The 23,046-nt window shown below is 69.0% G+C and carries 18 protein-coding genes; 11 read left to right on the forward strand and 7 right to left on the reverse strand.

Going from position 1 to position 23,046, the window contains the following annotated elements:
- Positions 1-252 precede the first annotated feature (252 nt).
- Genes ABZ862_RS07830 through ABZ862_RS07845 form a run of 4 tightly spaced genes read left to right on the forward strand, consistent with a single transcriptional unit; the run spans position 253 to position 8,519 of the window.
- A complete protein-coding gene (locus ABZ862_RS07830; RefSeq protein WP_360953970.1) occupies positions 253-2,409 on the forward strand; it encodes a hypothetical protein in 2,157 nt (718 codons plus the stop codon).
- Positions 2,410-2,444: 35 nt separating this feature from the next.
- Positions 2,445-4,085 (forward strand): class I SAM-dependent DNA methyltransferase, encoded by a 1,641-nt coding sequence (locus ABZ862_RS07835; protein ID WP_360953972.1) that lies wholly within the window; start codon positions 2,445-2,447, stop codon positions 4,083-4,085.
- Positions 4,078-5,262, forward strand: a complete 1,185-nt coding sequence (locus tag ABZ862_RS07840) for a restriction endonuclease subunit S (protein ID WP_360953975.1) — start codon at positions 4,078-4,080, stop codon at positions 5,260-5,262. The genes ABZ862_RS07835 and ABZ862_RS07840 overlap by 8 nt, the downstream gene beginning before the upstream one ends.
- Positions 5,259-8,519, forward strand: a complete 3,261-nt coding sequence (locus tag ABZ862_RS07845) for a type I restriction endonuclease subunit R (protein ID WP_360953978.1) — start codon at positions 5,259-5,261, stop codon at positions 8,517-8,519. The genes ABZ862_RS07840 and ABZ862_RS07845 overlap by 4 nt, the downstream gene beginning before the upstream one ends.
- Before the next feature lie 190 nt (positions 8,520-8,709).
- Here ABZ862_RS07845 and ABZ862_RS07850 read toward each other — a convergent pair whose 3' ends face one another.
- The gene (locus ABZ862_RS07850) at positions 8,710-8,847 is read right to left on the reverse strand and encodes a DUF397 domain-containing protein (RefSeq protein WP_360953981.1); all 138 of its coding nucleotides are present in this window, start codon (positions 8,845-8,847) and stop codon (positions 8,710-8,712) included.
- Positions 8,804-9,718 carry a helix-turn-helix transcriptional regulator gene (locus ABZ862_RS07855; protein WP_360954527.1) on the reverse strand — a complete coding sequence of 305 codons (915 nt, stop codon included), beginning with the start codon at positions 9,716-9,718 and terminating at the stop codon, positions 8,804-8,806. Before ABZ862_RS07855 ends, ABZ862_RS07850 begins: the two co-directional genes overlap by 44 nt.
- A 190-nt stretch (positions 9,719-9,908) precedes the next feature.
- On the opposite strand from ABZ862_RS07855, the gene ABZ862_RS07860 reads away from it, so the two are divergent.
- From ABZ862_RS07860 to ABZ862_RS07875, 4 genes are all read left to right on the forward strand, one after another.
- Positions 9,909-10,370: an ATP-binding protein gene (locus ABZ862_RS07860; protein WP_360953984.1), complete on the forward strand. Its 462-nt coding sequence runs from the start codon at positions 9,909-9,911 to the stop codon at positions 10,368-10,370.
- Between the two features lie 181 nt (positions 10,371-10,551).
- Positions 10,552-13,068 carry an AAA family ATPase gene (locus ABZ862_RS07865; RefSeq protein WP_360953987.1) on the forward strand — a complete coding sequence of 839 codons (2,517 nt, stop codon included), beginning with the start codon at positions 10,552-10,554 and terminating at the stop codon, positions 13,066-13,068.
- Positions 13,065-13,535 (forward strand): hypothetical protein, encoded by a 471-nt coding sequence (locus ABZ862_RS07870; protein WP_360953990.1) that lies wholly within the window; start codon positions 13,065-13,067, stop codon positions 13,533-13,535. Before ABZ862_RS07865 ends, ABZ862_RS07870 begins: the two co-directional genes overlap by 4 nt.
- A gap of 207 nt (positions 13,536-13,742) precedes the next feature.
- Positions 13,743-14,756, forward strand: a complete 1,014-nt coding sequence (locus tag ABZ862_RS07875) for an EcsC family protein (RefSeq protein WP_360953993.1) — start codon at positions 13,743-13,745, stop codon at positions 14,754-14,756.
- A 232-nt stretch (positions 14,757-14,988) separates the two neighbouring features.
- Here ABZ862_RS07875 and ABZ862_RS07880 read toward each other — a convergent pair whose 3' ends face one another.
- Positions 14,989-15,654 (reverse strand): SDR family NAD(P)-dependent oxidoreductase, encoded by a 666-nt coding sequence (locus tag ABZ862_RS07880; RefSeq protein WP_360953996.1) that lies wholly within the window; start codon positions 15,652-15,654, stop codon positions 14,989-14,991.
- Positions 15,655-16,022: 368 nt separating this feature from the next.
- Here ABZ862_RS07880 and ABZ862_RS07885 point away from each other — a divergent pair, with 368 nt between their 5' ends.
- Positions 16,023-16,451: a VOC family protein gene (locus ABZ862_RS07885; protein WP_360953999.1), complete on the forward strand. Its 429-nt coding sequence runs from the start codon at positions 16,023-16,025 to the stop codon at positions 16,449-16,451.
- A gap of 101 nt (positions 16,452-16,552) precedes the next feature.
- Here ABZ862_RS07885 and ABZ862_RS07890 read toward each other — a convergent pair whose 3' ends face one another.
- The gene (locus ABZ862_RS07890) at positions 16,553-16,843 is read right to left on the reverse strand and encodes an SCO5918 family protein (protein WP_360954002.1); all 291 of its coding nucleotides are present in this window, start codon (positions 16,841-16,843) and stop codon (positions 16,553-16,555) included.
- 409 nt (positions 16,844-17,252) lie between these two features.
- Positions 17,253-17,456 (reverse strand): cold-shock protein, encoded by a 204-nt coding sequence (locus tag ABZ862_RS07895; protein ID WP_007383480.1) that lies wholly within the window; start codon positions 17,454-17,456, stop codon positions 17,253-17,255.
- A gap of 527 nt (positions 17,457-17,983) precedes the next feature.
- Between ABZ862_RS07895 and ABZ862_RS07900 the strand changes: the two genes are divergently transcribed.
- Positions 17,984-19,699: an MFS transporter gene (locus ABZ862_RS07900; protein ID WP_360954006.1), complete on the forward strand. Its 1,716-nt coding sequence runs from the start codon at positions 17,984-17,986 to the stop codon at positions 19,697-19,699.
- 298 nt (positions 19,700-19,997) lie between these two features.
- A complete protein-coding gene (locus tag ABZ862_RS07905) occupies positions 19,998-21,968 on the forward strand; it encodes an Ig-like domain repeat protein (RefSeq protein WP_360954009.1) in 1,971 nt (656 codons plus the stop codon).
- Between the two features lie 159 nt (positions 21,969-22,127).
- On the opposite strand, the gene ABZ862_RS07910 is transcribed toward ABZ862_RS07905, so the two are convergent.
- Together ABZ862_RS07910 and ABZ862_RS07915 are read right to left on the reverse strand one after the other, a co-directional pair.
- A complete protein-coding gene (locus ABZ862_RS07910) occupies positions 22,128-22,472 on the reverse strand; it encodes a hypothetical protein (RefSeq protein ID WP_360954012.1) in 345 nt (114 codons plus the stop codon).
- Positions 22,469-22,930, reverse strand: a complete 462-nt coding sequence (locus ABZ862_RS07915; protein ID WP_360954015.1) for a cupin domain-containing protein — start codon at positions 22,928-22,930, stop codon at positions 22,469-22,471. The genes ABZ862_RS07910 and ABZ862_RS07915 overlap by 4 nt, the downstream gene beginning before the upstream one ends.
- Positions 22,931-23,046 lie beyond the last annotated feature (116 nt).

Below are 23,046 nucleotides of genomic sequence, written 5' to 3' on the forward strand. Positions count from 1 at the left end.
CCTCCGGCATCACGATGTCGATCAGTGTCGCGAAACCTAGGGCTGGGGCGAGGGTGTAGATCTGATAACCCGGGTTATCGAAGATTCGAAGCCATCATGTGCTCATTCGTCGTATCGTTCTGTGCTGTCCGGCGGAGGGCCGCGACGAGGCGGAGCTACGGCCTGTGCCAAGTCCGGTGTTGCAGCCGGATCGGCTGACGCGACGAGACGGATGGGGGAGGGATGCATACCGTGGTTGCCGGTCTACCCGACGTGACAGTACGCCCCTCGGTACCCCTGCTGGTGTCGATGTCCGAGATCGCCGCCTTCGCCCGGGTGAAGCGTCCCGTCGTGTCCACCTGGCGCCGCCGCTACCCGGACTTCCCGCCCGCTGTGTCCGAGAGCTCGGGACGGCCCCTGTTCGACGGTGCCCAGGTCGCCGAGTGGCTCATCGCGTCCGGCCTGGGCAACGCCGACCCGGCGGAACTCCGTGCCGAGCTTGCTCTCTTCGGCATCGTCGCGCTGCGGGACCGATTCACGCCGTGGCAGCTGGTCGAGGCGCTGGGAAGCCTGCTGTGCCTGCGTCGGCTCGACGGCCGGCCGCTGACCGATGGCACCGAGGAACCTCTGAGCGATGCCGAAGCGGCGGACGACTCTGTGTGGGCCGCCGTGCTGCACCGCGCCGAACGGATCGACGCGGAGGACGAGTTCGTCCTCCGTGAATTGCGCTCCCTCGACGCCACCGCGGCTCCCCTCGCTCGCCTTGCCGAGGACCTGGTCGAGGCCGCCTACGACGAGCACGGCGCATACGAGTGGCTGCTCGCCGCCCGCTCCCGGCTCGGCCTGGACTCCCTTGCCGCGGACTCGGTCACCCCCGAACTTCGCCGCCTGCTCACCCAGCTCACCGACCTCCGCGTCCGCGTGGAGCACGGCGAGTCCCTCACCCTCGCAGACCCCTACGCCCGCGCTGGCGACCTGCTCGCCGCGCTCCTCGCCGCCACCGAGGACCGCGACTCCCTCACCGTCCTCGCCGCCGACCCCGACGAACGGCTGGCCCGTATCATCCGCCGCCGTCTCCTCCTCGCGGGCGTCAGCGAACTCGCCCTCGACGTCCAGACCGGCCCCGACCTGGAGGAACGCCTCGCAGACCCGGACCTCGTCGTCACTCAGCTCCCCTACCGCCCCGGTGAGGACCGCTCGGCGTTCGCGGCCCTGGCGGAGGTAGAGCGCGTGGCCGACCTCCTCCGCCCCGGCTGCACGGCCCTCGTCCTGGGACCGGCCGACGCACTCGTGGACGAACTCAAGGACACCGAGGCGTCCCGGCTCCGCTCAGCCATCCTGCGCAGCAACGTCGTGGAGTCCGTCGTCGCGCTCCCCGGCGGTGTGCTGCCCTTCCGCCCCGGCTACCGCCCCGCGCTGTGGACGCTCACCCGTGACCCCGTTCCCGAGGCGAAGGGCATGGTTTTACTGGCCGACATCAGCTCCGAGCAGCTCACGGCAGGAGTGTGCACGCGGCTCGCCGAGGACATCCTCCTCTGGCGTGCGGAGGGTTTCCGGGAGCTCGACGGCCACGATCCGCGCTACGGCCGCGTGGTCCCCGTCGCCGTCCTGGACCGGGCCTTCGGCGGCCCGCTGACCCCGCCCGCGCCGCCCGCCTACGCGATCTGGTCCGACGAGGTCAGGGAACGTCCCGCCCTGATCGCCGAGGCAGAAGCGCGCCTGGAGCGCGCGGCGGCTGACAGCCGCGCGTACGAGGACGAGCAGGGACCCTACCGAGGCGGCGTACTGCGCCGGGTCGGCCGCCTGCCCGCGCGTACCACGCTCGGCAAGCTCATCGCCGCACGCCGGGTGACGCGGCTCCCCGGCCACCGCGTCGACGACCGGCACCTCACGGCGGACGGCCACCACGCCGTCCTCGGCCCCGAGGAGATCACGGGCGAACGGCCCGCCGGCGCACGCCGTATCGACCGGCTGGTCCTGGCCGCCGAGTACGACCGGGTGGCGCTCACCGAACCGGGCGACGTCGTCTACACCCTCACACCCCGCCTCGGTGTGTACGTCGACCACGACGGCTTCTCGGTCGTCGCCTTCCCCGCCCGTGTCCTCCGCGTCAACCCCGACGCCGCCCGCCCGCTGACCCCGCGAGTCCTGGCGGCCCTGCTGGGCGCGGCTCGGGGCACCGCCCGCAGCCCCGGCGCGGTCCGTCCCGCTCGCCGCGTCGAGGACTACCAGCTCCCCGACCTCGAACCGGACGAGGTGCAGAACCTGGACGCCCTGCTGGCCGAGGCCGACTACCGGCAGCACCTGCTGCGGGCCCAGGCCGATGCCTTGGCCGAAGCCCGCCGGCTGACGGTCGCCGGCCTGGCGGACGGCACGCTCACCCTCGCCGATCCATGGGCTCGGCCCGCCCAACCCGCCGACCGTACGTAGTCCATCCACCCTCCGATCATCTGGAAGAAGGAACGATGCCTCCCCGCAAGCGAGCCGCGGCAGCCGCCGGACAGGGCGAACTGCTCAGTGTCTCCAGCACCAAGGAGATCCAGGACATCCTGTGGAAGGCCGCGGACAAACTCCGCGGCTCCATGGATGCCGCCCAGTACAAGGAGTTCGTGCTCGGCCTGGTCTTCCTCAAGTACGTCTCCGACGCCTTCACCGAGCGCCGCGAGGAGCTGGCCGCCGACCCCGAGCTGGCCCAGATCCCGGAGCACCGCCGCGCGGCGTTCCTGGAGGAGAAGGACGAGTACACCGAGAAGAACGTCTTCTGGGTGCCCCAGAACGCCCGCTGGGACTACATCTCCGAGAACGCGGCCAGCGCGGAGGGCGGCGTCGGCAAGCTCCTCGACACGGCCATGGACGAGGTGATGAAGGCCAACAAGGCCCTCACCGGCGTCCTCCCGAAGATCTTCAACCGAGACAACGTCGACCAGAACCGTCTGAAGGAACTCGTCGACCTCATCAGCGACGCCCGCTTCACCGGCCACGGCGACCGCCCGGCGCAGGACGTGCTGGGCGAGACATACGAGTACTTCCTGGAGAAGTTCGCCCGCGCCGAGGGCAAGCGGGCCGGCGAGTTCTACACCCCGGCGAGCGTGGTCCGCCTGATCGTCGAGGTGCTGGAGCCGTACCAGGGGCGGGTGTACGACCCGGCGTGCGGCTCGGGCGGCATGTTCGTGCAGAGCGGCAAGTTCGTCGAACGGCGGCAGGGCAAGGACCACACGCACGACATCGCGGTCTACGGCCAGGAGGCCAACGAGCGCACCTGGCGCCTGGCCAAGATGAACCTCGCCATCCACGGCATGGACCCCAAGGGCGTCGGCGACCGCTGGGCGGACACGTTCGCGGACGACAAACTGCCTGATCTGAAGGCCGACTTCGTGATGGCCAACCCGCCGTTCAACATGTCCGACTGGGCGAGGAAGACAGACGACCGTCGCTGGAAGTACGGGGTCCCGCCCCAGTCCAACGCCAACTACGCCTGGCTCCAGCACATCGTCTCCAAGCTGGGGGACCGGGGCAGCGCGGGAGTGGTCCTGTCCAACGGCTCGATGTCGTCGAAGCAGTCGGGCGAGGGTGAGATTCGCGCGGCGATGGTCGAGGCGGACCTGGTCTCCTGCATGATCGCCCTGCCGGGCAACCTGTTCCGTACGACGGCCATTCCGGCGTGCCTGTGGTTCCTGACGAAGGACAAGTCCCCGCAGGGTACGAAGGCGTTGACGGACCGGCGGAGCCGGGTGCTGTTCATCGACGCGCGGGCGATGGGCACGATGGTCGACAAGACCGAGCGTACGTTCACCGATCAGGATCTGGAGAAGATCTCCGACACGTATCACGCTTGGCGGGGAACAAAGTCAGCCAAGGGCAAGGGCCTAACGTACGAGGATGTGCCGGGGTACTGCTACAGCGCGACGCTGGAAGAGATCGAAAAGCAGGATTATCTGCTGACGCCGGGGCGGTATGTGGGGGCGGCGGAGGCCGAGCAGGACCCGGACGCCGAGCCAGTGGAGGAGCGGATTGCTCGGCTGACGAAGGAACTGTTCCAGCAGCTGGATGAGTCGGCTCGCCTGGATGCAGTGGTGCGGGAGCAGATGGGGAGGATCGATGGCTGAGTGGCCAGTGCGGGAACTTGGTGACCTCTGTTCCCGGATCACGGTGGGGCATGTGGGCTCTATGGCGTCGCGTTACGTTCCGAGAGGAGTTCCATTTCTGCGATCTCAAAATGTGAAGCCCGGTAGAATAGACTTGAGTTCTCTCGCGTATATCGATGAGGGATTTCATGTGGAGCTCTCCAAGTCGCAACTTAGGGCTGGCGACTTGGTTATTGTTCGAACCGGAGTTCCTGGTGTGGCAGCAGTTATTCCGGAAGGAATTGACTCGCTGAACTGTGCTGATCTCGTAATTGCCAGACCGAAACCTGGCGTGAATGTCCAATTTCTGTGTTATGCGATCAATGAGACTGCAGGGAGTTTTATTCGAGCCCACACGGTGGGAGCCGTGCAGCAGCACTTCAATGTCGCCTCAGCTAAGAGGATGACCTTGAAATTGCCATCTCTGGCAGAGCAGCGAGCCATAGTTGAAGTGCTAGGAGCACTGGACGACAAGATTGGCGTTAACGCGCGTATCGCGGCCTCTGCCGACGATCTGGCCAACCATATCTTCGGCCGACGTACGCGTGATTCCCGGCTGGTGGCGCTGTCTGAGTTTGTGGAGCCCATTCTGGGCGGTACTCCAGACCGCAAGGTGGATTCCTATTGGGGGCTAGGGATTCCCTGGGCATCGGCGAAGGATGTGGCCAATGCCGCATCTGGCGTCGTCGCGGACACGGCAGAGCAAATTACAAAAGAAGCTGTGAACAGTACCCGCGTGAAGCCGTTGCCCGAACGGTCGGTGGTTCTGACTGCTCGCGGTACCGTCGGCGCTGTGGCTCGCCTTGCCTGGCCGATGGCGATTAATCAGTCCTGCTACGCATTTCGGTCCAGCGAAATCCCTCCAGCAATACTCTTTCATTTGGTTCGAAAAGGGGCTGAAAATATTCTAGGCGTTGCTCATGGAACTGTTTTTTCGACAGTTAACATGAAGACTTTCGATCATATTTTGGTGCCAATGGTCGAAGTTGAGGCGAGACCGGGTCTCGAAGATGATCTCGCGTGTCTCCATAGGCAAATCGAGGCCCACATTAAGGAATCTCGCGTCCTTGCCGATCTCCGCGACACCCTCCTCCCCCAACTGATGTCCGGCAAGCTCCGCGTCCGAGACGCCGAGAAGATCGTGGAGGACGCCGTATGACCCCCGAAGGCGGCATTGACCCCGCCCCCGCCCACCTCGACGCCAAGATGACCGAGTCCACCTGGGAGCACCTCACCCTCGACGAACTTGTTGAGCTCGCCTGGGAGACCAAGGCCGGCAAGGACCTCGCCCCCGGCACGGGCCACCGTCGGGACTGGGACGACCTGATCCTGCACGACGAGCTTCAGGCGGCCATCGAGCGGCTGAACCCCGAGCTGACCGCCGCCGCCGTCCACGAGGCGATGCGTATCGCCACCGACCCCACCTCCCGCGAGGCGTACCCGGAGAACCGGCAGGCTCACGAGCACCTCACCGAAGGCATCCGGCTGGCCTACACCGACGAGTTCGGCGCCGAGCAGACCCCGACCGTCCGTCTGGTCGACTTCGCGGACCCCGACGCGAACACCTACCTCGCTGTCAACCAGGTCATCGTCCGGGAAACCGACGGCAGCCACCGTCGCTTCGACATCGTCCTGTACGTCAACGGCCTGCCCCTGGCCGTCGTGGAGCTGAAGAGCGCCTCCGACGAGAACGCGACCCTCAGGTCAGCCCACGCACAACTCCAGACTTACGTCTCGGAGTTCCCGATCGCCTTCCGCTACAACGTGCTCTGCCTCGTCTCGGACGGCATCACCGCCAAGTACGGCACGGTCTTCACACCGTACGAGCACTTCGCGCCCTGGAACGTCGACCACGAGGGCGACCGCGTCGACACCAACGAGCCCGGCTACGACGGCCTCGACGCGCTGAACCTCGCGCTCCACGGCCTGTTCACCCAGGACCGTTTCCTCTCCCTCACCCGTAACTTCGTCAACTTCCCCCCGCCCAAGCCCGGAGAGCCCCTCTCCGGCAAGCGGATCGCGAAGCCGCACCAGTACTTCGCGGTCAACAAGGCGGTGGACGCGGTCGTCGAGGCGTCCCGTGCGAGCGGGCAGGCCGGCGTCGTCTGGCACACGCAGGGCGCGGGCAAGTCGGAGGAGATGGTGGAGACGGCAGCGCTCGTCTCCCGCCACCCCGCTCTCAACAACCCCACCGTCGTCGTCATCACCGACCGCAACGACCTCGACGACCAGCTCTATGACACCTTCCAGGACAGCAAGACCCTGCTCGGGCAGGAGCCCTGCCAGGTCAACACGCGTGAAGAACTGCGCACCGAGCTGAAGAGCCGCACCGTCGGCGGAATCATCTTCACCACCCTCCAGAAGTTCGGCCTGAGCAAGGAGGAGAAGGCGGCCGGCAAGTCGCACCCGCTCCTTTCCGAGCGCCGCAACATCCTGGTGATCGTCGACGAGGCGCACCGCTCGCACTACGACAGCCTCGACGGGTACGCGCGCCACCTGCGCGACGCGCTCCCGTACGCCACCCTGCTCGCCTTCACCGGTACGCCCATCTCAAAGGCCGAGGCCGACACCCGCGCCGTCTTCGGCGAGTACATCGACGTCTACGACCTGAAGCGCGCCGTCGACGACGGGGCCACGGTCCGCGTGTTCCACGAGCCCCGCGTCATACAGGTCGACCTGCCCAAGGACATCGACCCGGGCAAGATCGACGAGCAGGCCAACAGCCTCACCGAGGGCATGGACGATGCCGAGCGCCGCCGCGCCATCCAGTACGCCACGGCGATGAACACCGTCTACGGCGCCCCCGACCGGATCGAGAAGCTCGCCGACGACCTGATCGCCCACTGGGAGACGCGCCGGGAGTTGGTTAAGCCGGACCTGGGCGGTCCCGGCAAGGCCATGGTCGTCTGCATGACGCGGGACATCTGCGTGTCCCTCTTCGACGCGCTGGCCGAGCGCCGTCCGGGCTGGGTGGCCAAGGAGCCCGACCAGGGCGTCATGAAGATCGTCTTCCACAGTGGTCCGGACGACGAGAAGCGCCTGCGCAAGCACGCTCTGCGGCCGGCCCAGCAGAAGGTCGTCCAGGCCCGCGCCAAGGACCCGGACGACGAGCTGGAACTGCTCATCGTGCATTCGATGCTGCTCACCGGCTACGACGCGCCGCCCATCCACACCCTGTACATGGACCGCCCGATGCGGGGCGCCAACCTCATGCAGGCACTGGCCCGCGTCAACCGCCGCTTCCGCGGCAAGCAGGACGGTCTCCTCGTCGGCTACGCGCCCCTCACCGACAATCTCGAAAAGGCCCTGCGCGAGTACTCGGACCAGGACCGAGAGGACCAGACGCTCGGGGCGGACGTCGAGCGGGCCATCACCGAGGTCAAGAACGAGCTCTCGACCATCAAGGGGCTCCTGGCCGGGTGCCACTGGCGGGAGTGGCTCGCCGACACCGGTCGCCCCGACCCCCGTAAGCGTGCATTGCGTCTGACCGCCGACTTCCTGCGGGACCCCAAGAACCCGGGCAACCAGGTCGAGCCCGGTGCCAAGCCGCTCTCCGTGCGCTTCAAGGACAGCGCGGCCCGGCTCGACCGGTTCTACCACGTCTGCGCGATGAGCCGCGAGATCGCCGAACGCTGCGAGGACATGGGCGACTGGCGTCGCGACATCTCCTTCTTCAGCGAGGTCCGAGCCTGGATGATCAAGCTCGACGCCGCCCAGCGCGAGGCGAGCGGGGAGACGCTGAGCGCCGAGGTCCAGCGCTATCTTCAGGCACTAGCGGCCTCGGTCGTCGATGCGGACGAGATCACCGATCTGTACGCGGAGGCCGGGATCGGCCGGCTCGACATCACCCGCATAAACGAGGCACAGGTCCGCAAGCTGGAGAACTCCGAGACCCCGCACCTGGTGGCGGAGGCGCTGCGTCGTCTCATCCAGCAGAAGATGCGGGAGGTGACCAAGCACAACGTCGTCCGCAACGAGAGTTTCGCCAAGCGCCTGGACGACCTGATGAAGCGGTACATGCTCCAACAGCTCACCAGCGCCCAGGTCATCGCCGAACTCGCGGCCCTCGCCAGGGAGGTGTCGGCCGAGGCCCGCCGCGGCGAGCGGTTCGACCCGCCCCTCACCCATGCCGAACTGGCCTTCTACGACGCGGTCGCGCACCGCGACATGGCCGAACTGATGGAGGGCGGCGAGGAGACCCTCGCCAAGATCGCCCGCGCTCTGGTCAAGGACATCCGGAACAACCTCTCCGTCGACTGGCTCTCCCGTGAGCCCGTGCGGGCCAAGCTGCGCACCCGCATCCGCCGCGTGCTGGCGATGTTCGACTACCCGCCGGAGGAGGAGCGCGAGGCGATCGACCTCGTCCTCAAGCAGATGGAGATCGTGGCCGCCCTCTGGGCTCCCGGGGCGAAATAGCGGTAGGGCGGGGGGAGGCGGGATCCTGGGGCCGGTGATGACTGTGCCAGCCTCCAGGATCTGGCGAACGGACCACGGGCACGAGAAGCGCAATTGCCCACGTAAGTGAACAGGCCGACCGCAGACCGGGCCCTCGTGGACAAGGGCCCGGTGAGCAGGGAAGGCGGACGTTGATCGGGTGCCGGCCGCCTCAGAGACGGTGCGGGCTAGCCTTCAGTTCGTCTATGAAGGCGGCCCAGGAGACTGCCTTGAAGCACAGCACAGACTCCTGCGGGACCTTACTGTCACGGACGGGGACGATGGCCGGGAACCCGTCGGCCACCTCCACGCAGTTGCCGCCCTCCTGATTGCTGTAGCTGCTCTTGCGCCACGCGGCGCCGTTCAGATCGGGATGGGACCTTCGCTCCACGGTGGTTGTCCTCCATCACGGATCGGATCATGTCGAGTGACATGAGCGGCGGCAGAGCTGCCGCCCTCAGCCGATCGTAGGCCAGCGTGAAGCCCCTAACTTCGTCCGGATCCTCGACGAGTTGGCCGTAATGCGCGCCTTCCGTATAGGTGTTCTCCGAGCCGTCCGGCAGGGTTAGGACAGTGAGCGAGCCGCCCATGACATCGTGCTCCCCCTGGTCGAACGGCAGTACCTGCACGGTGATGTGAGGTTCCGTTGCGGTCGCGAGCAGCCGGGCCAGTTGCTCATGCATCACTGCGCGGCCGCCCACCAGGCGCCTAAGCACCGCCTCGTCAAGGACCACCCATAGTTCGGGACGCTCCGGCGTACCGAGGCGCTCCTGACGACCCATACGAAGGGCAACCCGCTCTTCCAATTGCGCTGGGCTACCCAGCGTCCGGCCGACTTTCAGTACCGCTCGCGCGTAGTCCTCGGTCTGCAACAACCCCGGCACCACATGGGCCGCGTATTCGCGGATGGCCACCGCCTGCTCCGAGTACTCCATGAACTTCCGCGACCAGTCCGGAAACGCCTCCCGGTACACGTACGGCCACAGGTCCACCAGCAGGTTGTCCGCGACCAGCGCCACATCAAGAGCCCGCGCGAGCTCCAGCGTCGGTTTGGCACCGGACGCCCGCTCGATCTGGGTGATCCGGGTGGCCACGACGTGCACCATGCGCCCGAGTTCGACCTGGGTCAGCCCGGCCGCCAGGCGGAGCTTGCGGACGCGTGAGCCGAAGAGGGCGGCCATGGAGGTGGTGGGGTCGATTCCGTTGGCCAAGGCGTCACTTCCGTTCCTTACGAGCGGATAGGTAATGCTCTGTCACCTTCCGAGCGTAGGGCGATCGGTCGACTCTTGGGTACGGAACGTAATGATCCGCATACGCCGAGAGACGTAGAGCGGCTCGGCAGTCACGGAAGGGGCCGCAGTGCTCACGCAGATGCCCACCACGAACGAGGACCCCGAACGGGCCGCACGGGCCACGTTCCTCCGGGAGCGGTTCACGTCGTCGCCCCGGGGCGCGAGGTTGGCCCGCCAGGCCGCCGTACGGCAGATGGACGTGTGGGGCCACGCACCGGAGTCGGACGCGTCGTGCACCGTGGCCCTGGTGGTCGCGGAACTCGCGGCGAACGCCGTGCAGCACGGCCGCGCCCCCGGCCACGACTTCGCTCTCCACCTGGCGTACGACGAGCAGGCGCAGCTGATCCGGGTGGAGGTGGCGGACGCCTCCGCCGCCAAACGTCCGCCCGCGACGCTCCCCACCGCACCTCCCGACGGGGAGTCCGGTCGCGGACTGCTCCTGGTGGACGTCCTGGCCGAGCGCTGGGGGTCGGAGCCTCGTCAGCCCATCGGTAAGACGATCTGGGCCGAGGTGGCCGTCGGGGCGCCAACTCAACTGTGAGAAAGGCGAATTGCGATAACCCGGGTTATCGCTGAAAACATAGAGTCGACTCCCCCCGCGTCCCTAACGTCTGTTCCGTCACCCCGGGCGCGTGCTGGCCGGGAGGGCTCACCCCTCCCGGCCACCGCACGCGCCCGGTAGACGCCTCACCGGAACAGACCGCGGAAGGGCGGAGAGCGCCATGACGGAACACCCCAACCAGCACCAGCCCCCGGAGCACGAGAAGCAGGCCGAACAGGCCGAACAGGCCGGGCAGACCCCCGGTGGCGGCTCTTCGACGCTCTCCCGGCTGACCGGCCGCCTCGAAGCGTCCACCCTCGCCCAGGCCACCAAGGAGATGCTCCGCGAAGCGCTGGACGGGGGCGGCTCGGACGGCGAGGGCGGCCCCGGAACCGGCTCGGGGGACGCGCCCGCCGGCCCGCACCCGGACCAGCGGGCTTTCCTCGAATCCATCAGCGTGAGCGGCTTCCGCGGCATCGGGCGCACGGCGCGCCTGCCGCTGAACGCCAAGCCCGGTGTCACCCTCATGGTGGGCCGTAACGGATCGGGGAAGTCCAGCTTCGCCGAGGGCGCCGAGACGGCGTTCACCGGCCGGACCGCCCGCCTCGACAAGCAGCGCGGCGAGGTGTGGAGCCGGCACTGGCGCAACCTGCACGACGGGACCGCGCCGAAGGTCGAGGTCCGCCTCGCCATCGCCGGTGACGCCCGGCCGTCCACGCTGACCTGCACCTGGCCGGGCGACGACCTCGCGGCGTGCGAGGTCGAGTTCAAGCGGCCGGGGCACGGGCGCCAGCCCTTCAAGGACGCCGGCTGGGAAGAGGCGCTGCACAACTACCGGCCTTTCCTGTCGTACTCCGATCTCGACAAGGTCGTCAGCGGCAAGCCCGCCGAGCTGTACGACTCGGTCGCCACCATCCTCGGGCTCGGCGAGTTGACGGCCGCCGACCAGCGACTCCAGGGCATCGAGAAGACGCTCAACACGGCGGTGCGGACGGCCGAGGCGGAACTGCCCGCCCTCGTCGAGGCGCTGTCCACGCTGAACGACGACCGGGCGGAACGTGCGCTCGCGGCGGTGAGCGCCACGGGGAGTCCCGACTTCGACACGCTGCACGCCCTCGTGACCGGGCTTCCCGACGCGGACGAGGGCCGTCTCCGGGAACTCCGCGCGACCGTCGCGCTGACCGGCCCCGACCTCGACGCGGTCGGTGCTGCCGTGGACGGCCTACGCGAGGCCGCCGCCGTCCTCGACGACGTACGTGCCTCGGGAGCCGAGGACGCCCACCAGCGCGCCGAACTGCTCTCCAAGGCCCTGGACCACAGTCGTCGGCACGGTGACGAGGACACCTGCCCGGTATGCGGATCCGACCGGCCGCTCGACGACACGTGGGCCGAGCGGGCGGCCGAGCAGGTGGCGGCCCTGCGGCAGGAGGCCGCCACCGCGCAGAACGCCCGCACCGCGCTGCGGGACGCGATCGACACCGTCCGCTACCTCGTCACCCGGACCCCCGCTTGGCTGCCCGCCCCGCTGGTCGATCCGTGGGAAGAGTGGACGGCCTGCCGGGCGATCGACGACGCCGAACGGCTCGCCGCCCGCGCCGAGACCGCCGCGCTCGTCCTCGCCGACGCCTGCGCGGCCCTGCGGGAGGACGCCGCCCGCGAGCTGGCGAAGCTCGACGAGGAGTGGCGGCGTTGCGTCACCCGCCTCGCCGCCTGGCTCGAGCGGGCCCGGACCGCGCACGCCGGCAAGCCCCGGCTGCGTCAGGTGAAGGCGGCCCGCAAGTGGCTCAAGGAGGTGGGTGCGGAGCTGCGCGAGGAACGGCTGCGGCCCTTCGAGGACCACTCGCAGCGGATCTGGGAGGAACTGCGTCAGCAGAGCAACGTCGACCTGCGTTCCGTACGCCTGAGCGGTGGCGAGAAGGCCGCGGTGCGCAAGCTCGTGATGGACGTGTCCGTGGACGGCACGGAGGCCGCCGCCCTGGGCGTCATGAGCCAGGGTGAACTGCACTCCCTCGCGCTCTCGCTCTTCCTGCCCCGCGCCACCGCCCCGGACAGCCCCTTCGGGTTCGTCGTCATCGACGACCCCGTGCAGTCCATGGACCCCGCGAAGGTCCACGGGCTCGCCAGGGTCCTGCACGACCTCGGTGAGACCCGCCAGGTCGTGGTGTTCACCCACGACACCCGGCTTCAGCGGGCCTTCACCAACCAGGAACTCGCGGTGACGGTCCTGGAGGTGGAACGGCAGGCGCGTTCGGTGGTGACGGTGAAGCGGGTGACCGATCCGGTCGGCCAGGCCCTGGACGACGCGCGCGCCCTCGTCCGTACGCGTGATCTCCCGCCGGTCGCCATGACCCACGTGCTGCCCAGCCTCTGCCGCACCGTCCTGGAACGGGCCCTCACCGAGGCCGCGTGGCTGCGCCTGCACCGGGCCGGGGTGACCGAGGAGGAGGCGGAGAAGACCGTCACGGCCGCCGTGAAGCTGATGGATATCGCCGCCCTGGGGCTCTTCGGAGACCCGACGAGGACGGGTGAGGTCTACCGCGAGCTGCGCAGGCGCTGCGGCGTGGGGGCCGTGGACCTCATCCGGCAGTGCCAGGAGGGCGCGCACCCCTCCGGCACCTCGATGCCCGACCCCCTTCGGTTCGTTCGGGACGTCGAGGCCGTCGCCCAGACCGTGCGCAAGCCGGAGGCCACCCAGTGAACGCGACGATCCGCCAACTCCTCGACACGGCCGACCTGCTCATCGACGGCGAGTGCGACCCCGCCACCTCCGGTGTCGTCCCGGGCGGCTCGGACGTCACGGGGGCCGGGGGCGACATACCGGCCCCCGCGCCCACCGCGCCCACCACGCTCACCGCGACCGCGGCGAGCCGGAGCCGCGGTGCGGCCTTCGCCCTCCGCACCGCGCTGGAGAGCGCGGTCGCCGCCCGTCTCATCGCTCATCGCGCACCGCCCGCGATCCTCGAAGGGTCCATGCGGTCCGCGCTCCTCTGGCTCCGCGGCTGCGCCGAAGCCGGGACCGCCCGCCGGGCGAAGGCGGCCTGGAGCCAGCTCTGCCTCGGCTGCCACTACCACCAGTACGAGATCGGCCCCACGGAGGACCAGGTGCGTGCTTGGCGATCCGAAGTCGCTGCAGTCCTTGCCCTGCTGGACCCTGCCGGGCTCTGACGGAGTGGTGAGACGGTTGGCGGCCCGTCAGGCGGCGAACAGCCGATCCCGGCCCACGCGGCTGGGTCACGGACGCTCGCCCCACTACGTGACCCGCCGGCGGCCAGCGCCGCCGACTTCGGGTATCGCCCCCGCACTGCGTCTTCACCCACGTGTCGTCCGGTAGAACAGTTGCCCCGGCGATAGCAGTTGAAATGGAGAACACCAATGAGTACTTACACCAACCCACCCGTCGACGGTGCAACCCCGATGAGCGCGTACGAGGAGGAGGTATGGGACGCGCTCAACGGACACTGGCAGCGCCGCAACGACCGCCGTGGTCTTCCGAACTGGGCGAGCACCGCACTCGGACGCACCGGTGAGGTCGCGGGGAACGCCGTGAGACGGGTTGCCGACGCTGTGCCGGAGGCGGTCACGGAACCGATCCGCCTTGTCGGCGATGCGGTCGCCGACAAGGCCATGCGGCCGGCACTCGCCGGCGCGGTGGCGTTGCTCGAACTGGTCAACGCCTCAGCCCTGGAACTCAACGACCCGAAGAACGTCGAGAAGCTCGCCCGTAAACGTGGCATCGAACTCGACAGTTTCACCGAACTACGGCACCAGGACCTCAAGGTCTGCGACCGGCTGCTGACCCGCAACACCCTCAAATGGCGGGCCACCGGCGCGTTCGAAGGCGGCGCCATGGGCCTGCTGGCCATGGTCCCCGTCGCCGGTACCCTCGCCGCGATAACAGCGGACATCCTCGTCATCCAGGTACTGAGCACGTCGATCGCAGCGCGCATCGCGTACTCCTACGGCTACGACGCCAAAGACTCCAAGGAGCAGGATTTCATCCAACGCCTGGTCCAGCGGTCCTTCATGGCACAGGCGGCCAAAGTGAAGCCGTTGTCCGAGACCGCACGGGCCGCGAAGGCGGTCAACGGGCGCATAAGGTGGTCGGAGAAGCTCCGCCAGGACCACCGCCTCCTGGCCGCCCTCGAGAAGCTGATGCAGCAGCTGGGCCCGGCCGGCTCCAGGGTGCCGGTCAAAAGCGTCGCCAAGGCCGTGCCGTTCGTGGGTGTCCTCATCGGCGCCGGCATGAACTCCGCGATCCTCGGCAGGGTGGCCGCCGACGCCCAGCGGTACTGCCAGACCCGATTCCTGTGCGACAAGTACGGGCTGCCGCTGCCGACCGCACTGGCGGCCGACCAGGACGACGACCCCCAGCCCGACGTCGCATAAGGTACGGCCGCCGAGTCCTCCACCCTCGGCCAGTGCCTGGAGACCGATGCGACCGGAGTGGTGTTCGTCGGCGAGGACGGGGCGTTGCTTCGCCTACCCGCACCCGGCCCCCGGCGCGCCGGTCCGTCCCGTCCACGGCCCGCGCCGCCCGCTGGACCGCACCGCCGACGGCTGCACGGTCACCGACCAGGTCCCGGAGGCCGAGAGTGAGCACCTGCGACACCCGGAAGGACTACGCCTCGAGATCGTCGGCGTAGTGCCGGAACCCGTGCCGGTCACGGTGCATGCCCCACAGGACGTCGGCCAGCACCGCGGGATCCTTGCGTGCGTGCCCGGCCGTGATCGCCCCCGGGATGATCAGCTGCGCCACATGAATCCCTTCCCCGGCGAGCCGGTCGTGCAGCAGATGCCCGTAGGCGCTCTCGGCGGCGAAGGCGATGGACGTCCCGGCCCGGTCCGGATGCGGAACGACGGCGGTACCGCCGTTGACGAACAGGACCGTCCCACGCCCCAGTTCCCGCATTCCTGGCAGAACCTGCTGTACGGCGGCCACGGGGCCGTACACCGAGAACTCGAGCGGCCCGAGCAGATCGGTGTGGGTGGTCTCCAGTACGGGCCGCATGAAGTCCCGGTGCGGTGCGGGGCTGTACTGCAGGACTTCGATGGTGCCGACAGCTTCGGCCGCCCTCCGCAGGGCCTCGGCAAGGGCGAGCGGATCCCGCACATCGGCGGCGAACCCGTGCGCGCGGACACCGAGCTCCGCGATCTCCCCCGCGAGGGCCTCGACGTGCTTCTCGTTCCGGGCGATGAGCGCGACGCCGAACCCCTCCTGCCCGAACCGCCGAGCCACGGCGGCCCCCAGCCCTGGCCCGGCCCCCACGACGGCGATACTGCTCATGACGACTCCCGACGGCTCACACGGTGCGCTTGCACCTGGCTCCTTACCGCGTGGCACCGGACTTCACACGTGGACGGACCGCACCACAGTGCCCGGGTTCTCCACGGCGCACAGCAGAGACCTGGCGGTGCGGTCGTGGGTTCCGGCACGGTTACTGTCCCGGACGCCGCGCGACCCGGTGAGCGAGACGGTGTGGGCGGAGGTGCCGGTCGGCTGCCGGCCGCCCCTTCTCGGACGCGCCACCGGGCCACAGGGCCGCGCCGAGCGGCCGTCGTGCCACCGCGTACCGCAGCCACCGCGGCTTCCATCGCGACGGTAACGTGGCGGCAAAGCGGTGATCTGCTGCCGGCGACACAGGGGAGCGGTGCATGGACCAGCAACTCAACTTGGTGACTCTGGGCGTCGGGGACCTGGCGGTCAGCCGCCGGTTCTACGGCGACGGCCTGGGCTGGACGGCGTTGCTCGACGTGGACGGGATCGTCTTCTACCAGATCGGCAAGGGGTTGGTCCTGGGGCTCTTCCCGCTGGCCGACCTCGGCGCCGACACCGGGCACCCGGCGACGGCCGGTACACCGTTCACCCTCGCCCAGAACCTGGACTCACCCGCGGAGGTCGACGCGGTCGTGGAGCAGGCCCGTACGGCGGGGGCGACCGTCCTCAAGGAGCCGCAGCGCGCGGTGTTCGGCGGCTACCACGGCTACTTCGCCGACCCCGACGGCCACCGCTGGGAGATCTGCCACAACCCCGGCTGGTCGGTCGCGGACGACGGCACGGTGACCCTGACCCCGGTCGAGTAGTGAGCGGCGCACCTGCCCGACGCGCGGTCCCCGGCTGCCCTGCGGTCACGCGCAGGGCAGCACGCCCGGCGGCCTGACCGGTCACCAGGACACCCGACCGGTCACCAGGACAGCGGACCGTGGGTGGTGGGCGCGGGCTGGGCCGGTGCGGTGGCCTGGGGTGCGTCGTGGCAGGTGAAACCCAGCCGGGTGAGCGCCCGGCGCATCTCGCCCGCGGTGATGTCACGGGGGTCCAGGCGGGTGATCACCACTCCCACCTGCTTGACGGGGTAGACGTGGCGGCCGATGGTCACGGCCACCCCGGTCACGGGTTCGGGCGTGACGCCCTCCATCGACTGCTCGACCTCACGCTTGAGCAGATCGAACGGGAAACGGGCGATGACACAGCGCATGGATGCCTCCACAGGGCTGGGGACGAAACTCCGGAAGGGCCGGCCACTGAGGGCGGTCGGCGGGAGAGGGCGAGTACACCCATGGCGTAGCCGTGCGAGGTTTGTCCGGTCTCCGGGAGGAACGCCTTCCTCGGCCGGACGGAACCTTTCCTGAAACGTCTCGTTACGTGTCGAGAAATTCAGTCCAACGGCGGACAGAAAATAAAGGGATTCACGCGAATGGACCGGACGGAATGCGAAAGGGGCCGGACTCCGTCAAGGTGCCGGGACGCCGGTCATCAGGCTCGGGGAGGAGCGGTCGGTGACGCGTGAAATACAGGGGACGGCGCGGGGACGGCGTAGGAGACGACAATAGGCTGGGGCCCGCACCCCAAGAGTGCGGGCCCCAGCCACAGTGCTTGCGTCAGCGTCAGGCGGGAACGATGTTCTCGGCCTGCGGGCCCTTCTGGCCCTGCGTGACGTCGAAGGTAACCTTCTGGCCTTCCTGAAGCTCGCGGAAGCCGGAGGTGGCGATGTTCGAGTAGTGGGCGAACACGTCAGCGCCGCCGCCGTCCTGCTCGATGAAGCCGAAGCCCTTTTCCGCGTTGAACCACTTCACGGTGCCAGACGCCATATTGAATCTCCCTTTGGGGCAGTGCCGGATTCCGCACTTTACGGATCCGAGTCGCCGCGATGATCACCCCTCCGGAAGGATCCGGAAAGTCTATGGAGAAACATGTCTCTGGCAACCAAAACTGCAACTGCTATCACGCTAACACAGATTGGGTGGAAACCCCATACCTTTCTGGATGACCGGATTCCTGGCCCTGTCGGGGCACATATTTCTGTGTCGGCCACACTAGATTCCGTGCCGCCCCCGTCCGGCTTCCCGGGCCGGCCGACGATCAAGAGGAAGCCGTGGCCGCCGAGGCGCGGACGACTCCGACGCCGCCGGACGCGCACATGTGGTGCGGCCGTGACAGGTTTTCAGCTGCCGCGCCACCGCCCCGCGAACAGCGCCGCTCGGGTGGCTTGTCCGCAGGTGGGGGAAGATCAGCCGCTCCGGTACCGCTTCCGGGCCGACGATGACGTGAGGACGGCGCGGCGAAGGCGTGAGGACGCGCGGCGACGGGATGTGACCGGAAGGGCCGAGGGGGCGATGTGACCGGAACGGCCGGGGACGGCGTACGACCGGCCGCCGCCGGAGGGCCGTCGGCCGCCAGGAAACTGTTCGTCCTGCTCTCCGCCCAGAACCTCCTGATCAACTACACCTCGACCGCCATGAACGTCGCCCTGTCCGTGCTCGTCCACGACCTGGACACGTCGCTGACGGGCGTACAGGCGGCGATCGCGCTGTACGCGCTGGTGGTCGCCGCGTTCCTGATCACCGGAAGCAAGCTCGGCGCGCGCCACGGGCACCGGCGGCTCTTCGTCCTCGGCGGTGGGATCTTCGCCGTGGGCGCGTTGATCACCGCCGTCGGCCCGACCCTGCCGTTCATGCTGCTCGGCTGGTCCGTGCTCCAGGGGATCGGCGTGGCGCTGATGCTCCCCGCCCTGGTGTCGATGCTCACCGCCGCCTACACCGGAGACGCCCGGACGAAGATCCTGTCGACGCTGGGGATGACCGCGGGAATCGGCGCGGGGGCCGGTCCCGTGGTGGGCGGCCTGATCATCACCTACCTGAACTGGCGGGCGTCGTTCCTCCTGGAGGCCGGGATCACCCTGTCGGTGGTGCTGCTGCTCACCCGGCGGACGGCCTTCCCCGAACCGCCCCGCGTCCGTACCGCGCCCCGCTTCGACGTCCTCGGCATGGTGCTGTCCGCGACCGGTTCCGGGCTGCTCGTCATCGCGACCCTCCTGGCGGGCCGGTACGGCCTGCTCAGGAACCGGCAGGACTTCACGGTCCTCGGCGAGACCCTGCTCCACCGGGGACAGGTGTCACCCGTACCCCTGGTCGCCGGCCTCGGAACGCTGGTGCTGGGGGCGTTCGCGGGATGGGAGCGCCACCTCGTCAGGAAGGGCGGGGACCCGCTGGTACGGCCGTCGGTGCTGCGCGACCGGACGATCCGGGTGGGGACCGTGACCCTGGTGATGCAGATCCTGGTGCCCACCGGCGTGACCTTCCTGGTGCCGGTCTTCCTACAGACGACGTACGGGTTCGACGCGCTGCGGAGCGGGGTCGTGCTGATCCTGGTGCCCCTGGGGCTGACGGTGGCGGGCTCCGTGACCGCGCGCCTCATCGTGCGCGGGAGGATGACCCACCGCGGCGCCCAGAAAGGCGCGTTCCTGCTCATGGCCGCGGGCTGTCTCATGATCGCCGTCATGTTCGACCCGCGCCGGCAGGACGTGTCGGCCATCGGCCTGGCGCTCGCACCGGGTCTCGCCGTCCTCGGGCTGGGCCGGGGCCTGGCCGCGACGGTGCACGACCTCATCCAGTCGGCACCCCCGCCCCAGGAGGTGAGCGACGTGACGGGCCTCACCCGTACCGCCGCGTACCTGGGAAGCGCGTTCGGAGTCGCGCTGGCCGGTGCGTTCATGACCACGTCACTGGTGCTCGCGTTCGAGGCCGGCGTGGACGGGAGCCACGTCCTGACCTCCGCTCAGAAACGCCTCGCCCACGAGACGGTCGACCATCAGATCCAGATCACCGCCGTGACCGACAAGGCGGTCCGGACCAAGGCGGCGGCCCAGGGCGTCACGGGTGCGGCGGCCGACGAACTCGTACGCGTCAACGCCCGTGCCAGGGGCCGGGCGCTGACCGTGGCGGCCGTCGGGATGGCGGTCCTGTCCCTCGCCGGCTTCCTGCTGGCGCTGCGCCTCCCCCGCGTGGGCGGCGCCGCCGCCCGCACCGCCCGTACCGCCCGCCGTCCCGGCTGACCGGAGCCGGGCGGAGCCGGCCTGAGCCGGCCGGAGTCGGGCGGAGTCGGCCTGAGCCGGCCGGAGTCGGGCGGAGTCGGCCTGAGTCGGCCGGAGTCGGGCGGAGTCGGGCGGAGTCGGCGCGGTGGATCCGATCAGGGCCGAAAACCCCTTCCCCGACTGTCACAGGCGTGTCATAGGCTGATTCCAGCAGCCGCGCCCCAGACGACACCGCACTTCAGCGGTCCCGTCCGGGTGCTGCGCGGCGCACTCGTCTCCCCGGTCGCGCACCGGGTTTCTTCGTGGGGGTAACAGCACTGTGCGTAGGCGCAGCATCTCGACCGCGACGGCTCTCGCGGTCCTCCTCGGCTCGGCGGCGCTGAGCCTCGGTACGGTCGGCACCGCCTCGGCCGCACCGGCCGCCCAGGTCACCTCGCCCGGCGGCCTCGCGGTGGACGGCGTCGTGAAGCGGGTGTTCGTCGGCGACAGCACCGCCAACACCGTCACGGCCACCGACTACTCCGGTACGGTCCTCGGCTCGGTCGCCGGAGTCACCGGCGTCAGCGACCTCGCGGTCTCGGACGACGGGGCGACCGTGTACGCGGCCGCGCCGCAGCTCCACGAGATCTGGGCCATCGACGCGACCACCCTCGCCGTCAAGGTCCGCTACACCGTCCCCACCAACACCGGCCCGCGCCATGTCGCGTTCAGCGCCGGCAAGGTGTGGTTCTCCTACGGCGACCAGTGGGACGGCGACCTCGGCTCCGTCGACCCGACGGTGGACCCCGCGAGCGACACCGACCCGGTGACGATGAACCAGTTCCCGACCGAGGGCACCTCGATCGGCATCTGGGGCCAGGGCCTGCTGGACACCGACCCGACCCAGCCGGGCATCCTCGCCGTCGGCGAGACCGGGATCTCCACGGACTCGATGGCCGTGCTCGACGTCTCCGGCGCCAAGCCCACCGCGGTCGCCTATTACCAGGGCGACTACTCGCTGAACAGCGGCATCGGCGACATCGACCTGGTGCCCGGCGGCAAGCAGGTACTGGTCAACGGCCAGGACCGGGACGCCTACGCCGACGGCAGGTTCAAGGCCGCCGGCTCCTACCCCGGCGGGCAGTCCGCCGACATCGCCTCCAACGGGCTGGTCGCCCAGATCAGCGGCACCAAGATCCTGACGTACCAGCCCAACGCCACCCTGCCGCTGCACACCTACGACCAGGGCACGTCCTCCCACACCGCCGACCTCGCCTGGGCGCCGGACGACTCCCGGATCTTCGCGCTGGTCGGCACCAGCAGCGGCAACGACTACACCCTCAAGGCGCTCACCGGCCCGGGACTGAACAGCCCGACCCTGACCGTCAACGCCCCGGCGACCGCGACCCGCGCCAAGGCGCTCACCGTCACCGGCAAGCTGACCGCGACGGTCCCGCTGCCCACCGGAGTGAAGCTCCAGGTCACCCGGACCGACGTGGAGTCCCCGAGCGGCAAGGCGCTGCCCGCCGTCACGGTGAAGTCGGACGGCACGTACTCCTTCTCCGACACCCCGCCCGCCGGCGGCACGGTCACCTACAAGGTGACGTACGCGGGCGACGCCGCGCACTCCGCGGTCACCAAGTCCGACAAGGTCGACGTCTCCCGCGCCGCGACCTCGCTGAGCCTGAACAACAACGGCAAGGTGTACTCCTACGGCGCCGACGTGAAGTTCACGGCGCACCTGGGGACGACGTACAAGAACCGCACGGTCGAGATCTGGGCCAACCCCTACGGCGGCGACAAGCCCAACAAGCTGATCAAGTCGGGGACGGTCGACTCGCACGGCAACCTCTCCGCGACGGTCGACATGACCCGCGACACCGATGTCACCGCGGTCTACAAGGGCGACGCCCGCTACAAGCCGAAGACGGTCAGGTCGACGGCCTACGCCAAGGTGAAGAACTCCACCGCGGTGTCGAAGTACTACAAGAAGGCCAAGATCGGCTCGACGACGTACTACTGGTTCCACAAGAACACCGACCCGCTGCTCACCACGACCATGTCGTACTACCCGGGCCGCAAGCAGCGCGTCGAACTTCAGGTCTACTACTCCGGCAAGTGGTACACCGACGGCAACAGCCCCCAGTACTTCAAGCTCGCCTCGAACGGCAAGTCGGCCGTGAGCCTGGACGCCCCCGGCACCTCCGGCATCAAGGTCCGCATGCGCTCGTCGTACATCAACAACGCCTCGGGCGACAACGTCAACACGACGACCTACGGCTCGTGGAAGTACCTGTACTTCTCCAACTGACCTGACGAACGGGGTGGATGACCACCTCCGAAGCACCACCGAAAGGCCACCGCCCGGGACACCCCCGGCGGTGGCCTTTCGCCTTGGGGACGGGGAGGAGAGCCCACTTCATGCCGCTGCCGCTGCCGCTGCCGCTGCCGCCGCTGGCGCGAGTCGCGCTCACGCCGTGGCGACGGCCGTCGCGACGTGTATCGCCGTCAGGACCGAGGCACCGGCGATCATCGTCCCTTTCCGCGTGGCGATCCCGATGGCGGCGTCGCCCACCTGGGCCGCGGCCGCCGCGGACAGGATGAGTGAACTGGCCGACCCCGGCCAGGCGATCGGTGCGAGGGCGGCCGCCACCCCGAGCGGCACTCCCCTGGTCGCGTACATCCAGCCGTAGAAACGTTCCCCGGCGGTCGGCGTACCGCTCTCGCTCAGCGCCGCCGGACGCACCCCTCCCACCAGCGCGAAAGCGACACTGGCGACAGCGGCGACGGCGTTGGCCGCGAGAAGGACGTTCACGAGGCGTAGTCGGTCGACGGTTCGGTGCCGTACTTCGTCCAGACCGCTGCGAGGGAGTCGTGCGACAACGGCTGCCCGGAATCGACCATCGCCTTGAGGTCGCGGAAGTACTGCACGTACAGGTCCGGGGTGAAGGTGTTGAGCATGACCGCCGTCTCGTCGCTCACGTTGGCGAACGTGTGCGGTGCGCCCGGCGGGACCATGACCCACGTGCCGGCTCCGGCGTCGTGGTCGTCCTGCCCGACGGTGAACCTCACCCGGCCGGACAGCACGTAGAAGCCTTCGTCGTGCTGTGAGTGGCGGTGCTGGGGAGGACCGGGGGTGTGCGGGGGGATGGTGATCTCGCCCATTCCCAGCCGGTGTTCGGTGCTGCTGCCGTCCTCGAGGATCCGGATCGTCGACGGCCCGCTGACGATGAGCTCGCCCTCGCCGGGACCGATGATCGACACCTTGGTCATGAAGTCTCCCTGGCTGCTGGTTGCCTGCGGAAGGACCATATGATCGATCCGAGCCCGCATGCAAGTGGACTCTCAAAAAAAGAGTCGACTCTCTTCGTGAGGGTCCGGCCGATATG

The organism is Streptomyces sp. NPDC047000 (assembly GCF_040644295.1).
Taxonomy (GTDB): domain Bacteria; phylum Actinomycetota; class Actinomycetes; order Streptomycetales; family Streptomycetaceae; genus Streptomyces.